Raw genomic sequence first — 18,423 nt, 5'->3', positions numbered from 1 at the left:
ATTGGTTATAGTTCTGGTACCTGTTTATAGTTTCCAAGGAACTCATAGATGTCACAGAAGCCTACGGGTTAAGCTTTTCGAATCCACAGAATGGCCTACGCTTCGCGAGGCAAGAATCCACAGAAATGATTGCTTGCATCACCGAAGGCTATCATTTCTGTGTAGTCTGTCGTATGATGCGTAGCATCTATACGCTCTGTGGATTCGAGAAAAACAATTCCGTAGGCTTCTGTGGCATCTGTGAGTTCTGTGGGAACTACAAGTAAATGAACTACAAGCAAATGAACCATAAAAACAAGAGGGGCTGTCGCCATCCTTAATCTAATATAGTACTTTTGCAGTATAATAAACCCAATAACTCTATAAATCGAATGAACAATTCTTTACGTAATTTGCTTGCCGCTTTGCTACTTGCAACTGTCTCAACAGGTGCTTTTGCCGAGCAAAACAAGGTAATGTCGCCTGATGGTCGACTTGTAGTTAATGTTGAGGACCATGCAGGTTGTCTATATTACGACGTTACATATGATGGCAAGCAGATGATGCAGCCTTCGTTGTTAGGCGTAGTTGCCAATGTTGGCGACTTTAGTCAAAACCTTGTATATAAGTCGGTAGATAACCGTAAGGTAGAGAACAACTACACTATGCGCTCTACCAAGGCATCGCTTGTACATTATAAAGCCAATGAGATGAGCGTTACTTACATCAACGACAAGAAGTTGCCCGTTATTGTAAAGTTTCGTGTATCTGATAATGACATTGCCTTCAGATACGAATTTGGCGAGGTTAACGACCGCACACACATCCTTATAGATCAGGAGAAGACAGCCTTCCGTCTTCCTTCACAAACCACAACATTCCTCTCTCCACAATCAGACCCTATGATTGGATGGAAACATTCTAAGCCGAGTTACGAGGAAGAGTACACTCCTGATGCTCCATTGACAGCCAAGTCTAAATATGGTAAGGGTTACACCTTCCCTTGTCTCTTCCATGTAGGTAATGATGGTTGGGTACTTGTAAGCGAGACTGGCACACATGGCAACTATCCTGGTTGCCGACTCTCTGACTATTCTGCCGATAAGGGTTATACAGTTGAGTTTCCTATGCAAGGCGAATGCGATGGCCGTGGTGCCTCTAATGCAGCCTTTGCTCTGCCTGGAGCTACACCTTGGCGCACCATTACTGTTGGATCATCGCTTAAGCCAATAGTGGAAACAACAGTAAGCTATGATGTTGTGGAGCCTTTGTACGAGGCTTCGGAGCAATATAAGCCGGGTAGATATACCTGGAGCTGGCTCATCTGGCAAGACAATTCAGCCAACTACGACGATCAGAAGCAGATGGTTGATCTTGCAGCTACAATGGGCTACGAGTATGTATTGGTAGACGGACTATGGGACCAGCAGACTGGACGTGAGCGTATAGCCGAGCTCAGCCGTTATGCTCAGTCTAAGGGTGTTAGCCTAATGTTGTGGTACAACAGCAATGGTACGGCTAACGAGGCTCCGCAGACTCCACGCAACTGTATGAACACGGTAATTGCTCGTAAAAAGGAGATGAAGTGGATGCAGTCGATAGGTGTCAAGGGCATTAAGGTTGACTTCTTTGGTGGCGACAAGCAGCATGTTATGCAGTTGTACGAGGATATCCTTAGCGATGCCAACGATTATGGTTTGCAGGTTATCTTCCATGGATGCACTTTGCCACGTGGTTGGGAGCGCATGTTCCCTAATTATGTATCAAGCGAGGCTGTGCTTGCTTCGGAGAATGTATTCTTCCAGGAGCATCATGCCAAGCAGGAAGGTTTCGAACTTACCATGCATCCATTCTGCCGCAATACTGTAGCCGCAATGGACTGGGGTGGCACTATTATGAACCGCTATATGTCGCGCGACAACAAGAGCCGTCATCGTCGTTATACATCAGATGTATTCGAGATGGCTGCTGCTATTGTCAATCAGGCAAGCATACAGTGTATTGCCATGTATCCAAATAACCTTTCTGAGTTGCCACAGCACGAGATAGACTTCCTTAAGAGTGTACCGACAACATGGGATGAGACTCGTTTCGTAGATGGTTATCCTGGCAAATACGCTGTTGTAGCACGTCGTCATGGCGACAAGTGGTATGTTGCAGCGCTTAATGGCACCAACAAACCTCTATCTCTTAACCTCTCTTTGCCTATGCTTGCGGGTAAGCAGGTGACTTATCACTACGAGACTGCCGATAAGAAGAGCCTTTGGCCTAAGTCGAACGTTAAGACTACTAAAGTAGGAAAAGATGGTAAGCTGAAGATTGTTATGCAGCCAATGGGTGGCAACATTGTGTTAGGCGAGGCTTAAACAATAATAATATACACGGCAATAAACATAAAAAATGGGTGTTCTGCTTCATGCGAGCACCCAATTTTTTTTAATACCTACAGTTGTAGACCGTCTGGTGCAACAAGCCATAAACCAAGTACTGACTCCCATCTATGAGAACCAATTCTGCAAGACAAGCTACGGCTTCCGTCCGATAAGAGGATGCCATGACGCACTACGAGGAGCGCAGAGGATAATCAACGAAGGCTACATATATGTAGTAGACCTTGACCTTGAACGCTTCTTCGATACCGTGAGTCATAGCAAACTCGAATGGTATCCAAAATGGGAACCGCCGTATGCGGAACCGCACGTACGGTGGTGTGAGAGGTCGGAAAACTAAAGTAGGAAGAAAACTGCTTCGTTTTCCTCCTACTCGATTCAATTATTCAATAATTATACATTCAGCCGATGGCTGTTTATCATTTATTTCTTAAGTTCCTTGTAGCGAACAAGAGCCTCAAGATAATAGTAGTCGGCATAGTTGAGCGGAGTGTCAATCTCTGAGTCATTAGGCAGCGAGCCTGTAGAATGCATCAACACGAAGCCCATGTTTTCGCCTGGCTTGGCAAGATAACTTTCGCTTGAGAGCGAGCGCAGAATCTTTTCGGCATAGTCGCTATACTTCTTGCCGTCAGGAGCATAAGAGCATAGCTCAAGGAAAGCCGAAGCTGTTACGGCAGCAGCAGAGGCGTCGCGAGGAGTCTCATCTGTGACAGGAGCGTCATAATCCCAATAAGGAATGCAATCCTCAGTCTTGACACGACTCATAATCATATTGGCTACATTGATAGCTTGGTCAAGGAACTTCTTGTCTTTAGACTCGCGGTAGCAACGAGTATATCCATATACAGCCCAAGCCTGACCGCGTGCCCAAGCCGAAGCATCGTTCTTGCCTTGGTGTGTACACTGCTCTTCTACTGTGCCGTCGTTGTTGTAGCTAACAACATGGAATGAAGTGAAGTCCTTGCGGAAGTGATGCTTCATTGTTGTTTCGGCGTGCTTGATAGCTATGTCATAATACTTCTTGTTGCCAGTAAGATGCCAAGCATTGAACAGAAGGTCGAGGTTCATCATGTTGTCGATGATAACAGGGAAGTTCCAGCGACCAAAGTCCCATGAGCGGATACAACCGATACGCTCGTCGAAACGTGAGCACAGGTTGTTGGCTGTACTTACAAGGATAGGCTGGATAGTGTCGTTTGGAGCAAGACGCAAAGCGTTACCAAACGAGCAGTTAACCATAAAGCCGATATCGTGAGTGCGTTTGAAGTCGCGCAGTGGAGCAAGCATATTTGTGTAGCTTGCGGCATACTTGCGCAAATCCTCATTGCCAGTAAGCTCATAAGCATACCATAAAGAACCAGGGAAGAAACCGCTAGTCCAGTCGTAGATGTTGATGGTGTGCATCTTGTTTACGAGCGAGTCGGTAGGCAGAACCAATGAGTCGGCAAAAGTCTTGCGGTCTCTTTCGGTTTGACGTTCAACAAAGTCGAGCGGATAAACTGTCCAAATAGAGCGTGGAAGCACGCCAGTGCCGTCCATCTTCTCGGCTGTTGCGAGCAATTGCTGTGATGCCACGTCTACCGAGTGGTCCATCCAGTTTTCTGTCTTGTCGTTTTTGCAGCTAATGCAGGCCATAGCCATAAGAGCTGAAGCGATGAGGCTGTTCTTGATGTTCATGTTACGTTGTTTTGTAGTTATGTTTTTTGGGATTTTAAGTATGGCGGAAGTGTGTCTTCCGCCTTTTATTGTTTTATAGATTCCACTCAAGTAGTTTCTTTGTACCATTTATTTCAACCTCTACCTTCATAGCCTTGTCGCTTGCGCTGACAATCTTGGCATAAGCCTTAACCGAGCCAACCTCCTTTTCAGGGAAGATAACGGTAACGAAGCGTACAGTCTGAGCGTCCTTCTTATCTGTAGAGAACACGAAGTTAGGACGTGCTGTCTTCTTGCGGTAAGCCAGTGAGTAGAAGCCTTTTTGCTGGGTGAGGTCGAGCTTCTGCGAGCCGAAACACTGAATCATAACGTTGCTGCCTGGCTTGTAGTTGGTACGGATGATGCCGTTGGCTGCATCCATATTGGTATCACCGTCGGTAAGCAAGTAGTGCAGATTGAGTTTGCCAGTAGCGTCGCCCGATGCCTCGTCAACAAATACAAAGTATTTCTGGTCAACGAAGAACACTGTACGGCGGTGCTTAAGCTGCTTGTAGCTCTGGTTCTTTTACGTTTGCAAAATTACATTAAATAAACAATGTAGTACCTTAAAAACGTTTTATTAAATATTAATTGTGTTCAAATGCTAAGTTTGTACGCACTTAGAAGTGGTTTGAATATATTTGATATAGGGGTATTAAATAAAAGTAGTACTTTTGCACCAGAACTTTTTGATAGTGCTAATTATTCAAACCGAAATTTAAATACTAATTGCTACACTGTATGACAAACAGGTTTTTTGCATTTGGCTGTTGCACACTGTTGCCTTTGGCAGCTATGTCACAGCAACGTCCCAACATTATATATATAATGAGTGACCAACAAGCAGCTACTGACATGAGCTGTGCAGGCAATAACGACGTTAAGACCCCTAATATGGACCGTCTTGCCGAGCGTGGAATGCGTTTCACCAATGCCTATTGCACATTGCCATTGAGTGGACCGTCACGTGCTGCTATGTGGACTGGATACATGCCTTCGGTTATAGGTATGGAAGAGAATGAGACACCACTGCCCGACTCAATAGCCGTTCGCACACTTGGCACTCTTATTGAGAACTCGGGCTACGACTGTGCACTTGCAGGCAAGTGGCATGTAAATACCAACTCGCTGCCAAGCGAGCATGCCTTTGGTTTCAAGAATATTCATCAGTTTATGGACAACGGACTCTCTGAGAGCGTTATCAATTATCTGCGCAACCGCGACAGCAAAAAGCCGTTCTTCCTTGTAGCTTCTTTCAATAACCCACACGGAATATGCGAGTATGCACGTCGACAGAATGTGCCATATGGTGATGTAGACCTAAACCCCGAACTTGCCGACTGTCCTCAACTACCAGCTAATTTTGCGGTAAGTCCATACGATGCCTCTACACTTCAATTTGAGAAGAAGCGCAACCAACGCCTATATCCTTCTTACGATTATACTCCTGACGATTGGCGCCGATATCTATATGGATACTATCGTCTTACCGAGACAGTTGATGCGCAGATAGGTCAGATTCTCGAAGAGATGGACCGTCAAGACCTTTGGAAGAATACTATTGTCATCTTCTCTTCCGACCACGGCGACGGTGCGGCACAGCACCAGTGGAACCAGAAGACAGTGTTGTACGAAAGTGTAGCCAACATTCCTTTTATCGTTTGCATGCCAAAGGGCAAGAATGCCGGAAAGGTTATGCCACAGCTCATAAGCAACGGTCTCGACCTAATGCCAACAGTTTGCGATTTTGCTGGCGTTGAGATACCAAAGCATTGCACTGGCAAGAGCATACGCAAGGTGCTTGAGTCGGGTAAGGAAGATACTCCGCTTCGCGACTATGTAGTTACCGAGACTGTATTTGCCCAGACAGCTGGCACAATAGGTTGGATGGTTCGCACAAAAGACTTTAAATACGTATTGTACGATTCGGGCAGAAACCGCGAACAACTATTTGATATGAACAACGATCGTGGCGAGATGCGCAACCTTGCAGTAGAGCGTCGATATCACGACATATTGGTTGAACATCGCCGTATGCTGAGCGAGTGGATGGATCAGAATCCGTCAAAGCTCACTCGTCTAAAAGCCAAGTACATTCCACGCAATTAAGAGCTAATACTCACGATACAACCACCCCTCGCTCTCCTTATGCTGGCATCACAGCCAGCAAAGGCAGGCGATTATGGGTTCAACTACATAACCAAAGGCGGACGCATTATCCTCAAGGATTCTACAATGATGCACGAGATGAGACAGACCCCAAGTTATTATAATAAAAATGAGGGTGTGTCAAATTTGACACACCCTCATTTTTTGTTGTACACGTATAGTTACACGTTTGTTATACGTGCCGTATTTCCCTTTTCCTTATATTTCAGCACCGAATCAAGTAGCGTTATTGCGCTCTCTTCCATCTGTGCTGTAAGGTGGTCTATTTTAGATAATATATAGTTGTAGAACAGTTGTAGTATCAGCGCCACGATAATGCCAAAGATAGTGGTAATGAGTGCCACCTTCATACCTGCTGCCACAATAGTTGGATTGATGTCACCTGCCAACTGTATCTGTTCGAATGCCATAACCATACCAATCACTGTTCCAAGGAATCCCAATGACGGAGCCATAGCAATGAACAGCGTAATCCACGAACAACCACGCTCCATATTGGCAGCCTGTACTGAACCATAGGCTGCTACCGAACGTTCAATGTCTTCTATAGGTGTGGATATGCGTAACAATCCTTGATAGCATATCGACGCTACTGGTCCACGTGTGTCGCGACATAGTGTCTTTGCCCCTTCAATATCGCCCTCGGCAATCTTGGCGTCAACAGAAGCCATAAAGCGTTTTGCGTTAATCTCCGACAGACTAAGGTATATAATACGTTCGATACAGAACGACAGTCCAAACACCAAGGCAATGGCAACAAGCGACATAAACGAGGCATTGCCTTCGATAAACTTAGTCTTTAGTACTTGATGAAAGCCACCGCCATCATCAGGCATAAGTTCGGTCATCTCTATTGGGGTGTCGTCGGCAGTTGCGAGTTGGGCAGCCGAAGCTGTTGTACAGAACATTGTGCTTGCTGCAAAAGCCATGGCAAGCATAGCTGTGGCAATAGTTCTATTCTTCAATGTTTTCATAATGATGGTTCTTGTTTTGCTGTTATATGTGTCTTTTATTCTCGGCACAGTGCAAAATTACTTATTATTTCCTAATTAACGTAGGTTTTTAGCACCTTTATGTGTACTTTTGCATATATTCATCATAATAACGTAAATCACTTAAACAACAAAAGTCTATGAGGAAACTTTTGACATCGGTGTTTATGGCACTATCGTTGTCGGGCGTTGCAGCGCAACCGGCTCAACACTATCAGCCTACCAAGGAGAATCTTGAGGCTCGCAGCCATTTTCAAGACTCTAAGTTTGGCATATTCCTTCATTGGGGACTCTACTCTATGTTGGCAACTGGCGAGTGGACTATGACCAACAAGGATCTTAACTATAAGGAGTATGCCAAACTTGCCGGAGGCTTCTATCCCTCGCGTTTTAATGCAAAAGAGTGGGTGTCGGCTATTAAGGCATCGGGTGCCAAGTATATCTGCTTTACCACACGTCACCACGAGGGGTTCTCAATGTTTCATACCAAATGGTCCAACTACAATATTGTAGACGCCACACCCTTCAAACGCGACATTGTTAAGGAACTTGCAGATGAGTGTCATCGACAGGGCATCGACATCCATTTTTACTATTCGCATATCGACTGGCAACGTGAGGATGCACCATTAGGACGTACCGGACTTGGTACGGGTCGTCCAAAGGAAGCACAAAACTGGGATTCTTACTATAAGTTTATGAACAACCAGCTAACCGAACTTCTTACCAATTACGGTCGAGTAGGTGCTATTTGGTTTGACGGATGGTGGGATCAGGACATTAATCCTTCGTTCGATTGGCGTCTGCCCGAGCAGTATAAGCTTATACACAGTTTGCAGCCTGCCTGTCTTATTGGCAACAACCATCATCAAACACCGTTTGAGGGTGAGGACTTTCAAATGTTCGAGCGCGACCTTCCTGGCGAGAACTCTGCAGGATTGTCGGGGCAACAGATATCACAGTTGCCTCTTGAGACTTGCGAGACTATGAATGGCATGTGGGGATATAAGATTACAGACCAAAACTATAAGTCGCCAAAGACCCTTATACACTATCTTGTAAAGGCTGCCGGACGCAATGCAAACCTGCTTATGAACATTGGTCCGCAACCAGATGGCTGTTTGCCAGAGGTGGCAATTGAACGTCTTAAGAAGGTAGGCGAATGGATGAACATTTATGGAGAGACTATCTATGGCACACGTGGAGGTATCATTCAGCCACACGACTGGGGCGTAACCACACAGAAGCAGAATCGTCTTTTTGTTCACATCCTTAATCTTAAGGACAAGGCTCTGTACCTGCCTACCGGCAATACACGCATAAAGAAGGCAGTAGACTTTGTATCGCGCAAACAGGTACGTATGCAGAAGTGCGATGGTGGAGTAGTGATCTATCTCGACCAAGTGCCTACAGATGTCGACAAAGTTGTTGAGTTGGAGATGGCAAAGTAGAAAATACACATCATTAATATAACGTGAGTTCGACGGATTAGAATAACGTTAATTTCGTCGAACTCACGTCAATATATATTACTTTGCCAAGTATATTGTATTACTTTGCTAAGTATATTGTATTACTTTGTCAAGTATATTGTATTACTTTGCCAAGTATATTGTATTACTTTGCCAAGTATATTAACTGCCCCTGAAAACATAGAAAAACACATACGATGAGAATTATACAATACTTGCTGAACAAGAATAGTTGTCTATGCTATGTGCTGTTTCTGACATTAAAGGAAAGTATACACTATTGGGCTATTTTCTGAATCTCTTTGCCACAGCCGAATAGCCGCAGCGTTGGCACAATGGCTCAACAGCTGTGTGGTTGGTAAAACCATTGTATAGAGCTGTGGCACGTGTAGAGGCGAGTATATGCTCCAAGCTCTGTTCAAACAGATTACCAAGGTTAATGTCGCCATTATGGTCGAGACAACAAGGCACTACTGTTCCGTCTACCAATACTCCTATCTGGTTGCGTAGTGCATGGCAGAACATTTCCTCCTCGTTGTAAGTGTCGTGTTGAAGGTCAGGCCATTCAAACATATTGTCGTTCTCGATGTATAGATAGTCGGCAAGTTTCCATCCATCGTATCTCTTAACCCAAGGTTGAGGCACATGGTTGGCTATAAGCTCAAGTATGTTGTCGTTCATACTGTTGTGTCCGCCCTCGTTCCATAGGCGCAGCACAATGACGCAACCTCTATGTGCAGCCTCCTTAGCAAAAGTCATCACCTCGTCTATATATTCTTGTAGGTTAGCCTTGCCGTTGCCCTCGTGCGAGTGCAACGAAATCTGTAGCTTGTGGGGTAGGGCATCAAGCATATCCGTGCGCTTGTTCAGCAGTGTGCCATTGGTAGTAAGCACAGGCACAAATTCCTTTTGCCTTGCCATAAGTACAAACTGCGGCAACTGAGGATGAAGGAAAGGCTCGCCCATAAGGTGGAAGTAAAGAAACTTTACTTCTCCTTTCAGTCGGTTGGTCAGGGTATCAAATTCCTCCAACGTCAGCGTATGCTTCTCCCTTGTGGTTTTAGGACAAAACACACAATTTAGGTTGCACACATTCGTTATTTCAAGATAGCATCTGGTTATCATACATCACTTTTTACGCACCACCTTCTTTACAACCTTCTTCGGTTTCTTTTCCATTCCCGGAAGATCTTTCAATATAGTGGCTTTTATAATTCTTACATCCTCAAGTGGACGGTCTTTTTCATCACGTTCCACACGTTGAATGCGGTCTACAACATCCATCCCTTCAAGCACTTCGCCAAATACCGTATATCCGCCATCAAGATGTGGCGTGCCGCCAATATTGGTATATGTCTCCAGCATTTCGTCTGTCATCTGTATGCTGTCGCCAAAGAGTTTATGCAGATTGTCGCGTCCACGTTGCAGTCCCTTCTCGTCCTGCTTCTTGCCATATACTATATAGAACTGCGAACTGCTTGATTCTCGTTTCGGATTAACATCATCAGGCTCGCGTGCAGCCGCAAGCGCTCCTCTTTTATGGTATATTTGTGGCAGACGTATCTCGGCTGGAATATTATAGTCGAGCGAGTGGTCGCCAAGCATCGCCCCTTTAGGAGCATTCTTGCTGTAAGGGTCGCCTGCCTGAATCATAAAGTCGGGTATAACACGATGAAACAACAGCGAGTCGTAGAAATGGTGTTCTCTTATCAGTTTAAGAAAGTTGTCACGATGTAATGGTGTCTCATTATACAGCGCCACTCGTATCTTGCCCATTGTGGTTTCAATAAGCACCTCCGGTCGTCCCGTATTCTTAGCTGTCTGTGCGCTAACAGCGATGCCTATCACAAATAGCGAAATGATAAGTAATATCTTCTTCATGTATCGTATGTTTTAAATTTTTGTATCTTACCAAGATAATGATCTATGTTGGTTGCCGCCGATTATCTTGTATTTTGTTGCGGTACAAATGTACGATAAAAAAACGGAAAAAACAAATCCTAATACTCATTACATGTGTTGCTTTTGTTGTTCAATATACTCCTTAACAATCATGCCAAACTCCTTTTTGAAGCATTGTGAGAAGTAGCGTGGTGTTGAGAATCCCACACGATAAGCCAGTTCGTTTATGCGAATATCTGGCTGTTGTCTTAGTATTCGGCAAGCCTCCTTCATACGTATAGAGTTTATGAAGCCCGTGATGTTTTGTCCAGTAGTTGCTCTCAGTTTGTTATAGAGCGACGACGAACTGATGCAAAGGTCGGCCGCCAATTGTTCTCTGCCATAATCGCTATCCGTAATATGCTCCATAATCTTGGCTATGACATTCTCTACGAATATTTTTTCCGGACTACTATAGTGTTGTTCCTCAACATTGAAGTCGGTTTGTTGCTGGAAGCGCTGACGTATACGTTCGCGGTTCTTTATTATGCTCATAATGCGCAGACGCAAATCCTCAAGGTTGAAAGGCTTTGTTAGGTAAGCGTCGGCACCAACACGGAATCCCTCGTTGCGGTCGTCGTTCTGCGTTTTAGCTGTAAGCATTATAACAGGCAATTGGGCAAAGTCCTCGCTTTGTTTTATCCAGCGTGTCAGTTCAATGCCATCCATAACAGGCATCATAACGTCTGTCACCACAATGTCCAACGCTACCTTTTCTATTATGCGTTGGGCTCGTTCGCCGTTTGTAGCTGTCTGTACCTTAAAGTATGGCGACAGCAACGACGACATAAGCAGCAAAAGTTCGGTGTTGTCTTCTACCAATAGAATCGAGTATTCCTTGTCGCTATCGTATGTTGATTCGTCTGCATTGTTATGTATAGCCGTATCAGTTGTAATTGTGGATGTAGCATCTGTAGTAACATTATTTGTTGCAGCCACAGCCTGTACAGCCTGTGGCGACATAGATGTTGGTGCCACATTGATGTCTGCCGAAGCCATTACAATCTCGTCCTCAGTATAGCTGTTGCGGTCTACTGGTAGAGTGATGGTAAACTTGGTGCCTTTGCCCACCTCGCTTTCGCATTCTATGGTGCCATGATGCAGACGCACAAGGTCGCGAACCAATGACAGTCCTATGCCAGTACCCATTGTATTCATGCGTCGATAGTCGCCATCGAGGAATCGAGAGTAGAGGTGTCGCATCTTATCCTTGGATATACCAATGCCTGTATCGGCAACGGTTATAACAGCTTTTTGGTCTTTTATGTCAACACCTACACTAACGCTGCCACCCTCGTTAGAGTATTTCACAGCGTTAGACAGCAGATTATATAGTATCTTTTCAATCTTGTCGCCATCAAACCATGCCTTAATACCAAGGCAATTGACGTTCTGATTGAACGTAAGTTGGTTTTGGCTGAATATAGGCATGATGCTCTGGCAAGTTTCTTGGCAGAAATCTCCTAACTGTCCCTCGCTAACCTTAAGTTGCAGCTTGCCTGCCTGTGCCTTGCGCACCTCAAGTATCTGGCGCAACATACGTGTAAGGCGGCTAATGTTATTGTGTATTAAAGATGTGCGGTTGCGCAGTTCGGGATGCTCATTCTCAATACTGTCTGCTGAAGCCGATATAACCGTAAGTGGTGTAAGCAACTCGTGCGTGATGTTGGTGAATATTACAGCCATCTGCAATCGGTTCTTTGTGCGCAGACGGTCGCGATACCATTGCATAGCGGCGTATATACCACATATCAGCAAGCATATATATATAATGAATGCCCAAGTAGAAGCATACCATGGTGGCAACACTTTTATGTCGATAGAGTAGGGTAGCTCGACCCAACGTCCGTTGCTGTCGGCTGCTTTAAGGTGCAACTTGTATTTGCCAGCTGGAATATTCTCGAACGAAGCCTTTCGTACATTGGCATCCACATAATGCTTTTCGTGGTCGTAGCCCTCAAGGAAGTAGGCATACTTGCATAGATTGCTGTTGATATAACTAAGTATGGCAAACTCCACGGCAAACTTGCCCACCGATGCAGGTATAGTTATGTTGCGTATGTATTGCGGCATAGCTTCGCCTATGCGGCGCTGCATTGTAGAGTCGAGCTCGGCATAACGCTTGCCGTCTATGATGATGTCGGTCACTATGATATTGCCAACAGGTATCCTCTCACCGTTCCTTGCCTCGGCTGTATTAACGCTTATTACGTTTCGACCAGATCCAAAGTATAGGTTGCTACCCATTTGGAAGCACGAACTTGGCATAAATACCATATCGCCCAAACCATTCTCCGAGGTATAGATGTATTGTACCTGTCCCTCCTTGTCAAACCACAGGCATATAAGTGCATCATCTGCTGTAAGCCACAGACGATGTTGCGGGTCTTCCATTATCGAGAATATGCGGTCAAAGTCCCAGTGCAGCTCTTTATTCATATTGTCAAACTGGTTCTTCTCCTTGTTCAGGCGGAATAGGCCACCACTGTTTGATGTAGCCCAAATGTTTCTCTTAGAGTCTTCGTATATGTATATGGCATCATTAACGGCATAGTTGTGGTTCTTTGGGTTGAAGTATTCCTTGTGCAAAGAAGTGGGTTTAGCAAAGTTTCCGCTTAGTCGCAAGATACCCTTGTTCTCTGTAGTCACCCATATATTGCCGTTCTTATCTTCGCTGATGTTCACTACGTCAAGGTCTTCGCTCAGTCCGTATGCCTTGCCTTGCGGTGTAACCCAGCTTAGATGATGTCTTTCGCCCACAAACATAATGCCCGTACGTGTGCGGTGCAGAGCCTTCACAAAGTTGTCTTTCACAAATTGGCAGTTGCTGTTGTTGTAGATAGTGGTCTTTCCGTCCTTTATCACCAACACGCCATAGCTGTTGTTTGCCAACCATATGCCGCCATCTTGAGCTTCGGCTATCGAAGATATGTGTGTTATAAGTGCAGAGTATTGCACAGAGGCAAGAGCAGGAATCTCGTTGTTGACAAGTGTTCGGTGTGTGTCTATATTATATAGAGCAATTCCAGCTGGTGCCAATGATAGCCAGAAGTTGTGTCCGTCTTTGCTGTATATTGACTTTACACGATTTGCAACAGCGACATCGGGTATAACCTGCATCTTGTCGAAAATAGTAGGCTGGGTGTTTATGTGGAATATACCGTTGTTGAATGTCTGTGCCCATATATTACCTTCTCCGTCGGTGCAGATATCGTTTACGTTGCGTATGGCGTAGCTCTTGTCGCTGTCTCCTATGTTGTTGTAGTAGGTAAAGCCTTTTTCGATATTCTTCTCGTCGAGCACACCAATGCCATATCGTGAGCATGTCCATATGGAATGTGTCACGGGGTCATGTATAATGCGGTAGTTTATGCCGGTTGCTTTATCGCCGTGGAATAAATCGATATACCCAGGATTCTTGAAGTTTTTAGGATTCGCAAGATATTTAATTCCCCCCCCCAAGTATTTATCCACAATCTGCCATGCGGGTCGAGCATAAGCATATAGGTATAGTCACCCGAAGGTAGGTCGTATTTGTACATCACACGGCGCGAACGGTCCATACGATACAGACTCTTTGACCATGTACCGATGTATAAATTGCCATTGTTGTCTTCTGTAAACGATTTTGCGTTGATGTATGGCATAGGCTTACGTTTTCCGTCAGTCTCTACCATAGTGGTATTAGTGTGGTTGTAATACTTAAATATATTGGTCTGATGGCTGTAGCTGTATATGCCATCATCGGTACCAATCCACAGTGTTCCATCGTGCGAAGTGTATAGTGCATATATTTCGCGCGACCGTTCGCCCTTAAGATGATATGTTGTAAAGTGTCCCGTTTGCTTGTTCATGCACACCAGTCCGTTGCGTGTTCCTATCCACATACAGTTGTTCTTGTCTTCTGCCATAGACAGTACAGCGTTGTTGGGTAGGATGTTAGGTGTATTGGCATCGCTGCGATAGGATGTAAAGCGATAGCCGTCGTACGACTTTATGCCCGAGTTGGTGCCCATCCACAAAAGTCCATGACTATCAATAAGTATACACTTTTGCTCTACCGAAGCAGGTGGATTGATGGTATTAAGCACACGAATATTATAAGGAGCTGCATTCGCAGAAATATTAAATGCGTGCAAAATGCCTAATATAATAAGGTGTATAAGTATGGCTAATTTTTTAAGTTTCATGTTAAATAGGTTTTATTTATGTTGCAAAGTTACGAAAAAAAACTTTGTTTACGTTAATCGTTATGTACGTAAATCGCTAAAATAGGTATGCTATTAGTGATTTTCCACCATCTTAATGATATTGTCTACGTAAATAATGCTAATTGTACATATTGGATATTAAACTTTTATAATTTTGCAGCAGTCAATCGGACAATGTAACTGAACCGAATAAAAATAAAATAAAATAAGTAGTAACTAAATAACCAAATCATTTATGGAACAAACGTTCTTATTGACAGCTGCGCGGAAAGCAATGCTTGTTGCGTTCTTTGCAACAGTTCCCGCCTTTAGCCTGCCTTCTTTGGCAGACACTGTTAAGTCAGTAAACATCCAGCAGCAAGCTGGTAAAGTAAAGGGTCAGGTGTTCGACTCGAATGGCGAACCCGTTATTGGCGCTTCTGTCAAGATTGCAGGACAGAAGAACAGTGGTGCCATTACTGATATCGATGGCAACTTTGTTATCGCTGCTCAGAATGGTCAGTCTCTCGAAATTTCTTATATTGGTTTTAAGCCTAAGACTGTTAAGGTTAATGGCTCTACACTCAGCGTAAAGCTTGAGGACGACTCACAGCTTCTTAACGACGTTGTGGTTGTAGGTTATGGTACAATGCGTAAGAAAGACCTTACTGGTGCTGTAGTACAGATTGACGCAAAGAAGTTTGCCGACCAGAACCCTGGTTCTGTTCAGGACTTGTTGCGTGGTACTCCAGGTCTTCAGATTGGTATGGATACATCTGCCAAGGGTAGTGGTGCTTCCATCCAGTTGCGTGGTCAGAACTCATTGTATACATCAGCCTCTCACAACTCTCCATTGATTATTCTCGACGGTATGCAGTTTGGTGGTGAGCTTTCGGAGATTAATCCTGAAGACATTGCACAGATTGACGTATTGAAGGATGCCTCTTCGGCTGCCATCTATGGTGCCAAGGCTGCCAGTGGTGTAATTATCATCACTACAAAGAAAGGTAAGTCGGGCAAACCAACCATCAACGTCAGCGCCAACTTGTCTGCCAACACCAAGGCTCAATACCGCAAGGTTTTCTCTGCCTCTGATTATATGAGATATCGTGAGGACTGGTTCAAGGCCACAACTTATGGATACGACGAGAATGGCAAGTGGGGTTATTATAGCAAGGACAGCAATATTCCTGCCGGCTATTATGATAATGTAGAGAATGCTCAGAAGTTCTATGGTATTACACCTGAGCAGTGGGCCACAATGGGCTCTAAGACATTGGGTGCCGATGAGAGTATGCTTTCTCTTTATGCACGTCGTATGGGATTGGACGAGGCAGCTAATGTTATGAACAACTTCCTTGCCGGCAAGAGCTACAATTGGGAGGACGCTACATTCCGCACAGGCTTCAACCAGGACTATAACGCCAGCATCTCTGGTGCATCAGATAAGGTGAACTATTACCTCAGCTTTGGCTATTTGCAGAATCAGGGCGCCATTCAGGGTGATGACTACCGTACATACCGTTCTAACATGAAGATCAATGCCAAGATTACTGATTGGCTTGAGGTAGGTGCCAACGTCAACTTCCAGGATCGTTCGGATGAGTCAAGTCCAGTGCCAATGGGTGGCAACTATTGGGATGCCAACCAGTTGCGCGAGTCGCCTTATTCTTCACGTTACGACGAGAATGGCAACGAAATGCAGTATCCACGTAGTGGCAACCCAACCAATGGTGGCTACAACTACCACTTCGATCAGCAGTATATCGACTTGGAGAAGGGTCAGACAATATTGAACACTATCTTCAACGCCAAGCTGACATTGCCGTTCGGCTTTACCTATTCATTCAATATTGCTCCACGTTTCCAGTGGCATTTCGACCGCTATTTGATGTCAGCCGAACTTCCTAACAGCGACCCTGCAACACGTGGTGCCAACCGTAAGTCGTCAAAGAACTTCGACTATACTCTCAATAACACCCTTACATGGGACCGCACCTTCAACAAGGACCATCACTTTACCGTGACATTGGTACAGGAGGCTGAGGAGTATCGTTATTGGAGCGACAACATCGAGGCACGCAATATCACGCCTACAGATGTTTTGGGTTTCCACTATCTGTCAGGTGCCAATAAGTCGCAGAGTAGCTTCTGGACAAGCGATACCCACTCTACAGCAGCAGCCTACTTAGGTCGTCTGTTCTATGGATACAAGGATCGTTATATGTTCACGGGTACAGTACGTCGCGACGGCTATTCAGCATTTGGATCTAATAATCCATGGGCTACATTCTGGTCGGTAGGTGGTAGCTGGGTATTCTCTGAGGAGGATTTCCTGCGTCAGCCTTGGCTCGATTATGGCAAGCTCAGAGTATCTTACGGTACCAATGGTAACCGTTCGTTGGCTGATACCTACCTTGCTCTGTCTAACCTCTCTGATGGTGGCAAGATGGCATACTACAAGTATGGTACAACAAGCCAGACTATCCTCAACGCCCTCTCAATAAGCCGCCTTGCCAATCCTAACCTTGAATGGGAGAAGACATCTGCCATCAACATAGGTCTCGACTTTGCTGTTCTTGGTCAGCGTCTGTCAGGTAGCATCGAGTGGTACAACAAGACCACAAAGGATATGATTATGGCACAGCGTCTGCCTAACTTCACTGGTTTTGGTAGCATAACAACCAACTTGGGTGAGGTTACCAACCAGGGTTTCGAAATCACATTGAACTCTAAGAACATCGAGCTTCCTAACTTCAAGTGGGGTACATCGGCAGGTTTCTCTTACAACAAGAACCGCATCAAGCACCTCTACTACGATTACGACGAGAATGGCAACGAGCGCAGCGATACATCCAACGGATGGCACATCAACAAGCCTATCGGCGAGATATGGTATTGGCAGGTAGACGGTATATGGCAGGCTGATGAGGCTGCCGAGGCTGCTAAGGTAAACCAGAAGCCTGGCGACCCTAAGGTTAGAAACAACTATACCGAGGACGACAAGATTAACGCCGACGGCTCACGCACACCAGTATACAACGACAAGGATAGAGTGTACCTTGGTACAACCAATCCTCCTATCTACTGGAACTTGCGCAACGACTTCACCTTCTTCAAGAACCTCACATTCTCGTTCTCTATGTACTCGTACATGGGACACAAGAGCTTGAGCGGCAACTACTTGAACGGCGACAACTCTGGTTCAATGTTCACCAACACTTGCAACACATATGCAAAGAGCTATTGGACACCAGACAACCCAACAAACAAGTATGCACGTCTTAATGCCGTAGGTCCTTCAGGATGTACAGGTGTGCAGAAGCTCTACAACCGCAGCTTTGTACGTCTCGACAACATCAGCCTTGGCTACACCATTCCTCAGGAACTTACACGCAAGCTTGGTGTCGAGAAGGTACACGTCACAGCTGGTGTAAACAATGTATGCACATTCGACAGCTGGGAGTATGGCGATCCAGAGACAGGTGGTTACGCCAACCGTCAGTTCATGTTCGGTCTTAATGTAACACTCTAAAAGATGTAACACTTTTAATGTAAAAAAGATGTAACACTCTAAAAAAAGTTCAATCAA

The 18,423-nt window shown here is 45.0% G+C and carries 11 protein-coding genes and 2 pseudogenes; 5 read left to right on the top strand and 8 right to left on the bottom strand.

Annotated features, from left to right (window positions below; all coding sequences use genetic code 11):
* Nucleotides 1-95: 95 nt before the first annotated feature.
* Nucleotides 96-314: a hypothetical protein gene (locus C9991_RS15105; RefSeq protein WP_106813307.1), complete on the bottom strand. Its 219-nt coding sequence runs from the start codon at nucleotides 312-314 to the stop codon at nucleotides 96-98.
* 57 nt (nucleotides 315-371) lie between these two features.
* On the opposite strand from C9991_RS15105, the gene C9991_RS15100 reads away from it, so the two are divergent.
* Nucleotides 372-2,345 (top strand): glycoside hydrolase family 97 protein, encoded by a 1,974-nt coding sequence (locus tag C9991_RS15100; RefSeq protein WP_106813306.1) that lies wholly within the window; start codon nucleotides 372-374, stop codon nucleotides 2,343-2,345.
* A gap of 73 nt (nucleotides 2,346-2,418) precedes the next feature.
* Nucleotides 2,419-2,637: pseudogene (locus tag C9991_RS15095) on the top strand (reverse transcriptase domain-containing protein); the annotation flags it as partial.
* A 155-nt stretch (nucleotides 2,638-2,792) separates the two neighbouring features.
* Here the strand turns inward: C9991_RS15095 and C9991_RS15090 are convergent.
* On the bottom strand, nucleotides 2,793-4,049 hold the full coding sequence (locus C9991_RS15090) for a DUF4995 domain-containing protein (RefSeq protein ID WP_106813305.1): 1,257 nt from the start codon (nucleotides 4,047-4,049) through the stop codon (nucleotides 2,793-2,795).
* A gap of 73 nt (nucleotides 4,050-4,122) precedes the next feature.
* A pseudogene (locus tag C9991_RS15085) lies at nucleotides 4,123-4,575 on the bottom strand (heparinase II/III domain-containing protein); the annotation flags it as partial.
* Between the two features lie 233 nt (nucleotides 4,576-4,808).
* On the opposite strand from C9991_RS15085, the gene C9991_RS15080 reads away from it, so the two are divergent.
* The gene (locus C9991_RS15080; RefSeq protein WP_106813303.1) at nucleotides 4,809-6,176 is read left to right on the top strand and encodes a sulfatase family protein; all 1,368 of its coding nucleotides are present in this window, start codon (nucleotides 4,809-4,811) and stop codon (nucleotides 6,174-6,176) included.
* A 221-nt stretch (nucleotides 6,177-6,397) separates the two neighbouring features.
* On the opposite strand, the gene C9991_RS15075 is transcribed toward C9991_RS15080, so the two are convergent.
* The gene (locus C9991_RS15075) at nucleotides 6,398-7,174 is read right to left on the bottom strand and encodes a MotA/TolQ/ExbB proton channel family protein (RefSeq protein WP_374220301.1); all 777 of its coding nucleotides are present in this window, start codon (nucleotides 7,172-7,174) and stop codon (nucleotides 6,398-6,400) included.
* Between the two features lie 221 nt (nucleotides 7,175-7,395).
* Here C9991_RS15075 and C9991_RS15070 point away from each other — a divergent pair, with 221 nt between their 5' ends.
* The gene (locus C9991_RS15070) at nucleotides 7,396-8,679 is read left to right on the top strand and encodes an alpha-L-fucosidase (RefSeq protein ID WP_374228309.1); all 1,284 of its coding nucleotides are present in this window, start codon (nucleotides 7,396-7,398) and stop codon (nucleotides 8,677-8,679) included.
* Between the two features lie 306 nt (nucleotides 8,680-8,985).
* Here the strand turns inward: C9991_RS15070 and C9991_RS15065 are convergent, their stop codons facing one another.
* From C9991_RS15065 to C9991_RS15050, 4 genes are all read right to left on the bottom strand, one after another.
* Entirely contained in the window at nucleotides 8,986-9,825 is an 840-nt protein-coding gene (locus C9991_RS15065) for a radical SAM/SPASM domain-containing protein (protein WP_106813301.1), read from the bottom strand.
* Between the two features lie 3 nt (nucleotides 9,826-9,828).
* On the bottom strand, nucleotides 9,829-10,581 hold the full coding sequence (locus C9991_RS15060; protein ID WP_106813300.1) for a peptidylprolyl isomerase: 753 nt from the start codon (nucleotides 10,579-10,581) through the stop codon (nucleotides 9,829-9,831).
* A gap of 129 nt (nucleotides 10,582-10,710) precedes the next feature.
* Nucleotides 10,711-13,986, bottom strand: coding sequence for a hybrid sensor histidine kinase/response regulator transcription factor (locus tag C9991_RS15055; protein ID WP_106813299.1), 3,276 nt, complete (start codon nucleotides 13,984-13,986; stop codon nucleotides 10,711-10,713).
* Nucleotides 13,987-14,009: 23 nt separating this feature from the next.
* Nucleotides 14,010-14,831 (bottom strand): ligand-binding sensor domain-containing protein, encoded by an 822-nt coding sequence (locus tag C9991_RS15050; protein WP_106813298.1) that lies wholly within the window; start codon nucleotides 14,829-14,831, stop codon nucleotides 14,010-14,012.
* A gap of 256 nt (nucleotides 14,832-15,087) precedes the next feature.
* On the opposite strand from C9991_RS15050, the gene C9991_RS15045 reads away from it, so the two are divergent.
* Entirely contained in the window at nucleotides 15,088-18,366 is a 3,279-nt protein-coding gene (locus tag C9991_RS15045) for a SusC/RagA family TonB-linked outer membrane protein (protein ID WP_106813297.1), read from the top strand.
* Nucleotides 18,367-18,423 lie beyond the last annotated feature (57 nt).

Source organism: Prevotella merdae (assembly GCF_900290275.1).
Lineage (GTDB): Bacteria > Bacteroidota > Bacteroidia > Bacteroidales > Bacteroidaceae > Prevotella > Prevotella merdae.
Note: the sequence above shows the minus strand (reverse complement) of the source record. Positions and strands in the feature narration are given on the sequence as shown.

Coding starts and splice junctions, on each gene's coding strand:
- C9991_RS15060 (WP_106813300.1), bottom strand. CDS start 10,581: ATGAAGAAGATATTACTTATCATTTCGCTATTTGTGATAGGCATCGCT.
- C9991_RS15100 (WP_106813306.1), top strand. CDS start 372: ATGAACAATTCTTTACGTAATTTGCTTGCCGCTTTGCTACTTGCAACT.
- C9991_RS15050 (WP_106813298.1), bottom strand. CDS start 14,831: ATGAAACTTAAAAAATTAGCCATACTTATACACCTTATTATATTAGGC.
- C9991_RS15105 (WP_106813307.1), bottom strand. CDS start 314: ATGGCGACAGCCCCTCTTGTTTTTATGGTTCATTTGCTTGTAGTTCAT.
- C9991_RS15080 (WP_106813303.1), top strand. CDS start 4,809: ATGACAAACAGGTTTTTTGCATTTGGCTGTTGCACACTGTTGCCTTTG.
- C9991_RS15070 (WP_374228309.1), top strand. CDS start 7,396: ATGGCACTATCGTTGTCGGGCGTTGCAGCGCAACCGGCTCAACACTAT.
- C9991_RS15065 (WP_106813301.1), bottom strand. CDS start 9,825: ATGATAACCAGATGCTATCTTGAAATAACGAATGTGTGCAACCTAAAT.
- C9991_RS15090 (WP_106813305.1), bottom strand. CDS start 4,049: ATGAACATCAAGAACAGCCTCATCGCTTCAGCTCTTATGGCTATGGCC.
- C9991_RS15045 (WP_106813297.1), top strand. CDS start 15,088: ATGGAACAAACGTTCTTATTGACAGCTGCGCGGAAAGCAATGCTTGTT.
- C9991_RS15075 (WP_374220301.1), bottom strand. CDS start 7,174: ATGCTTGCCATGGCTTTTGCAGCAAGCACAATGTTCTGTACAACAGCT.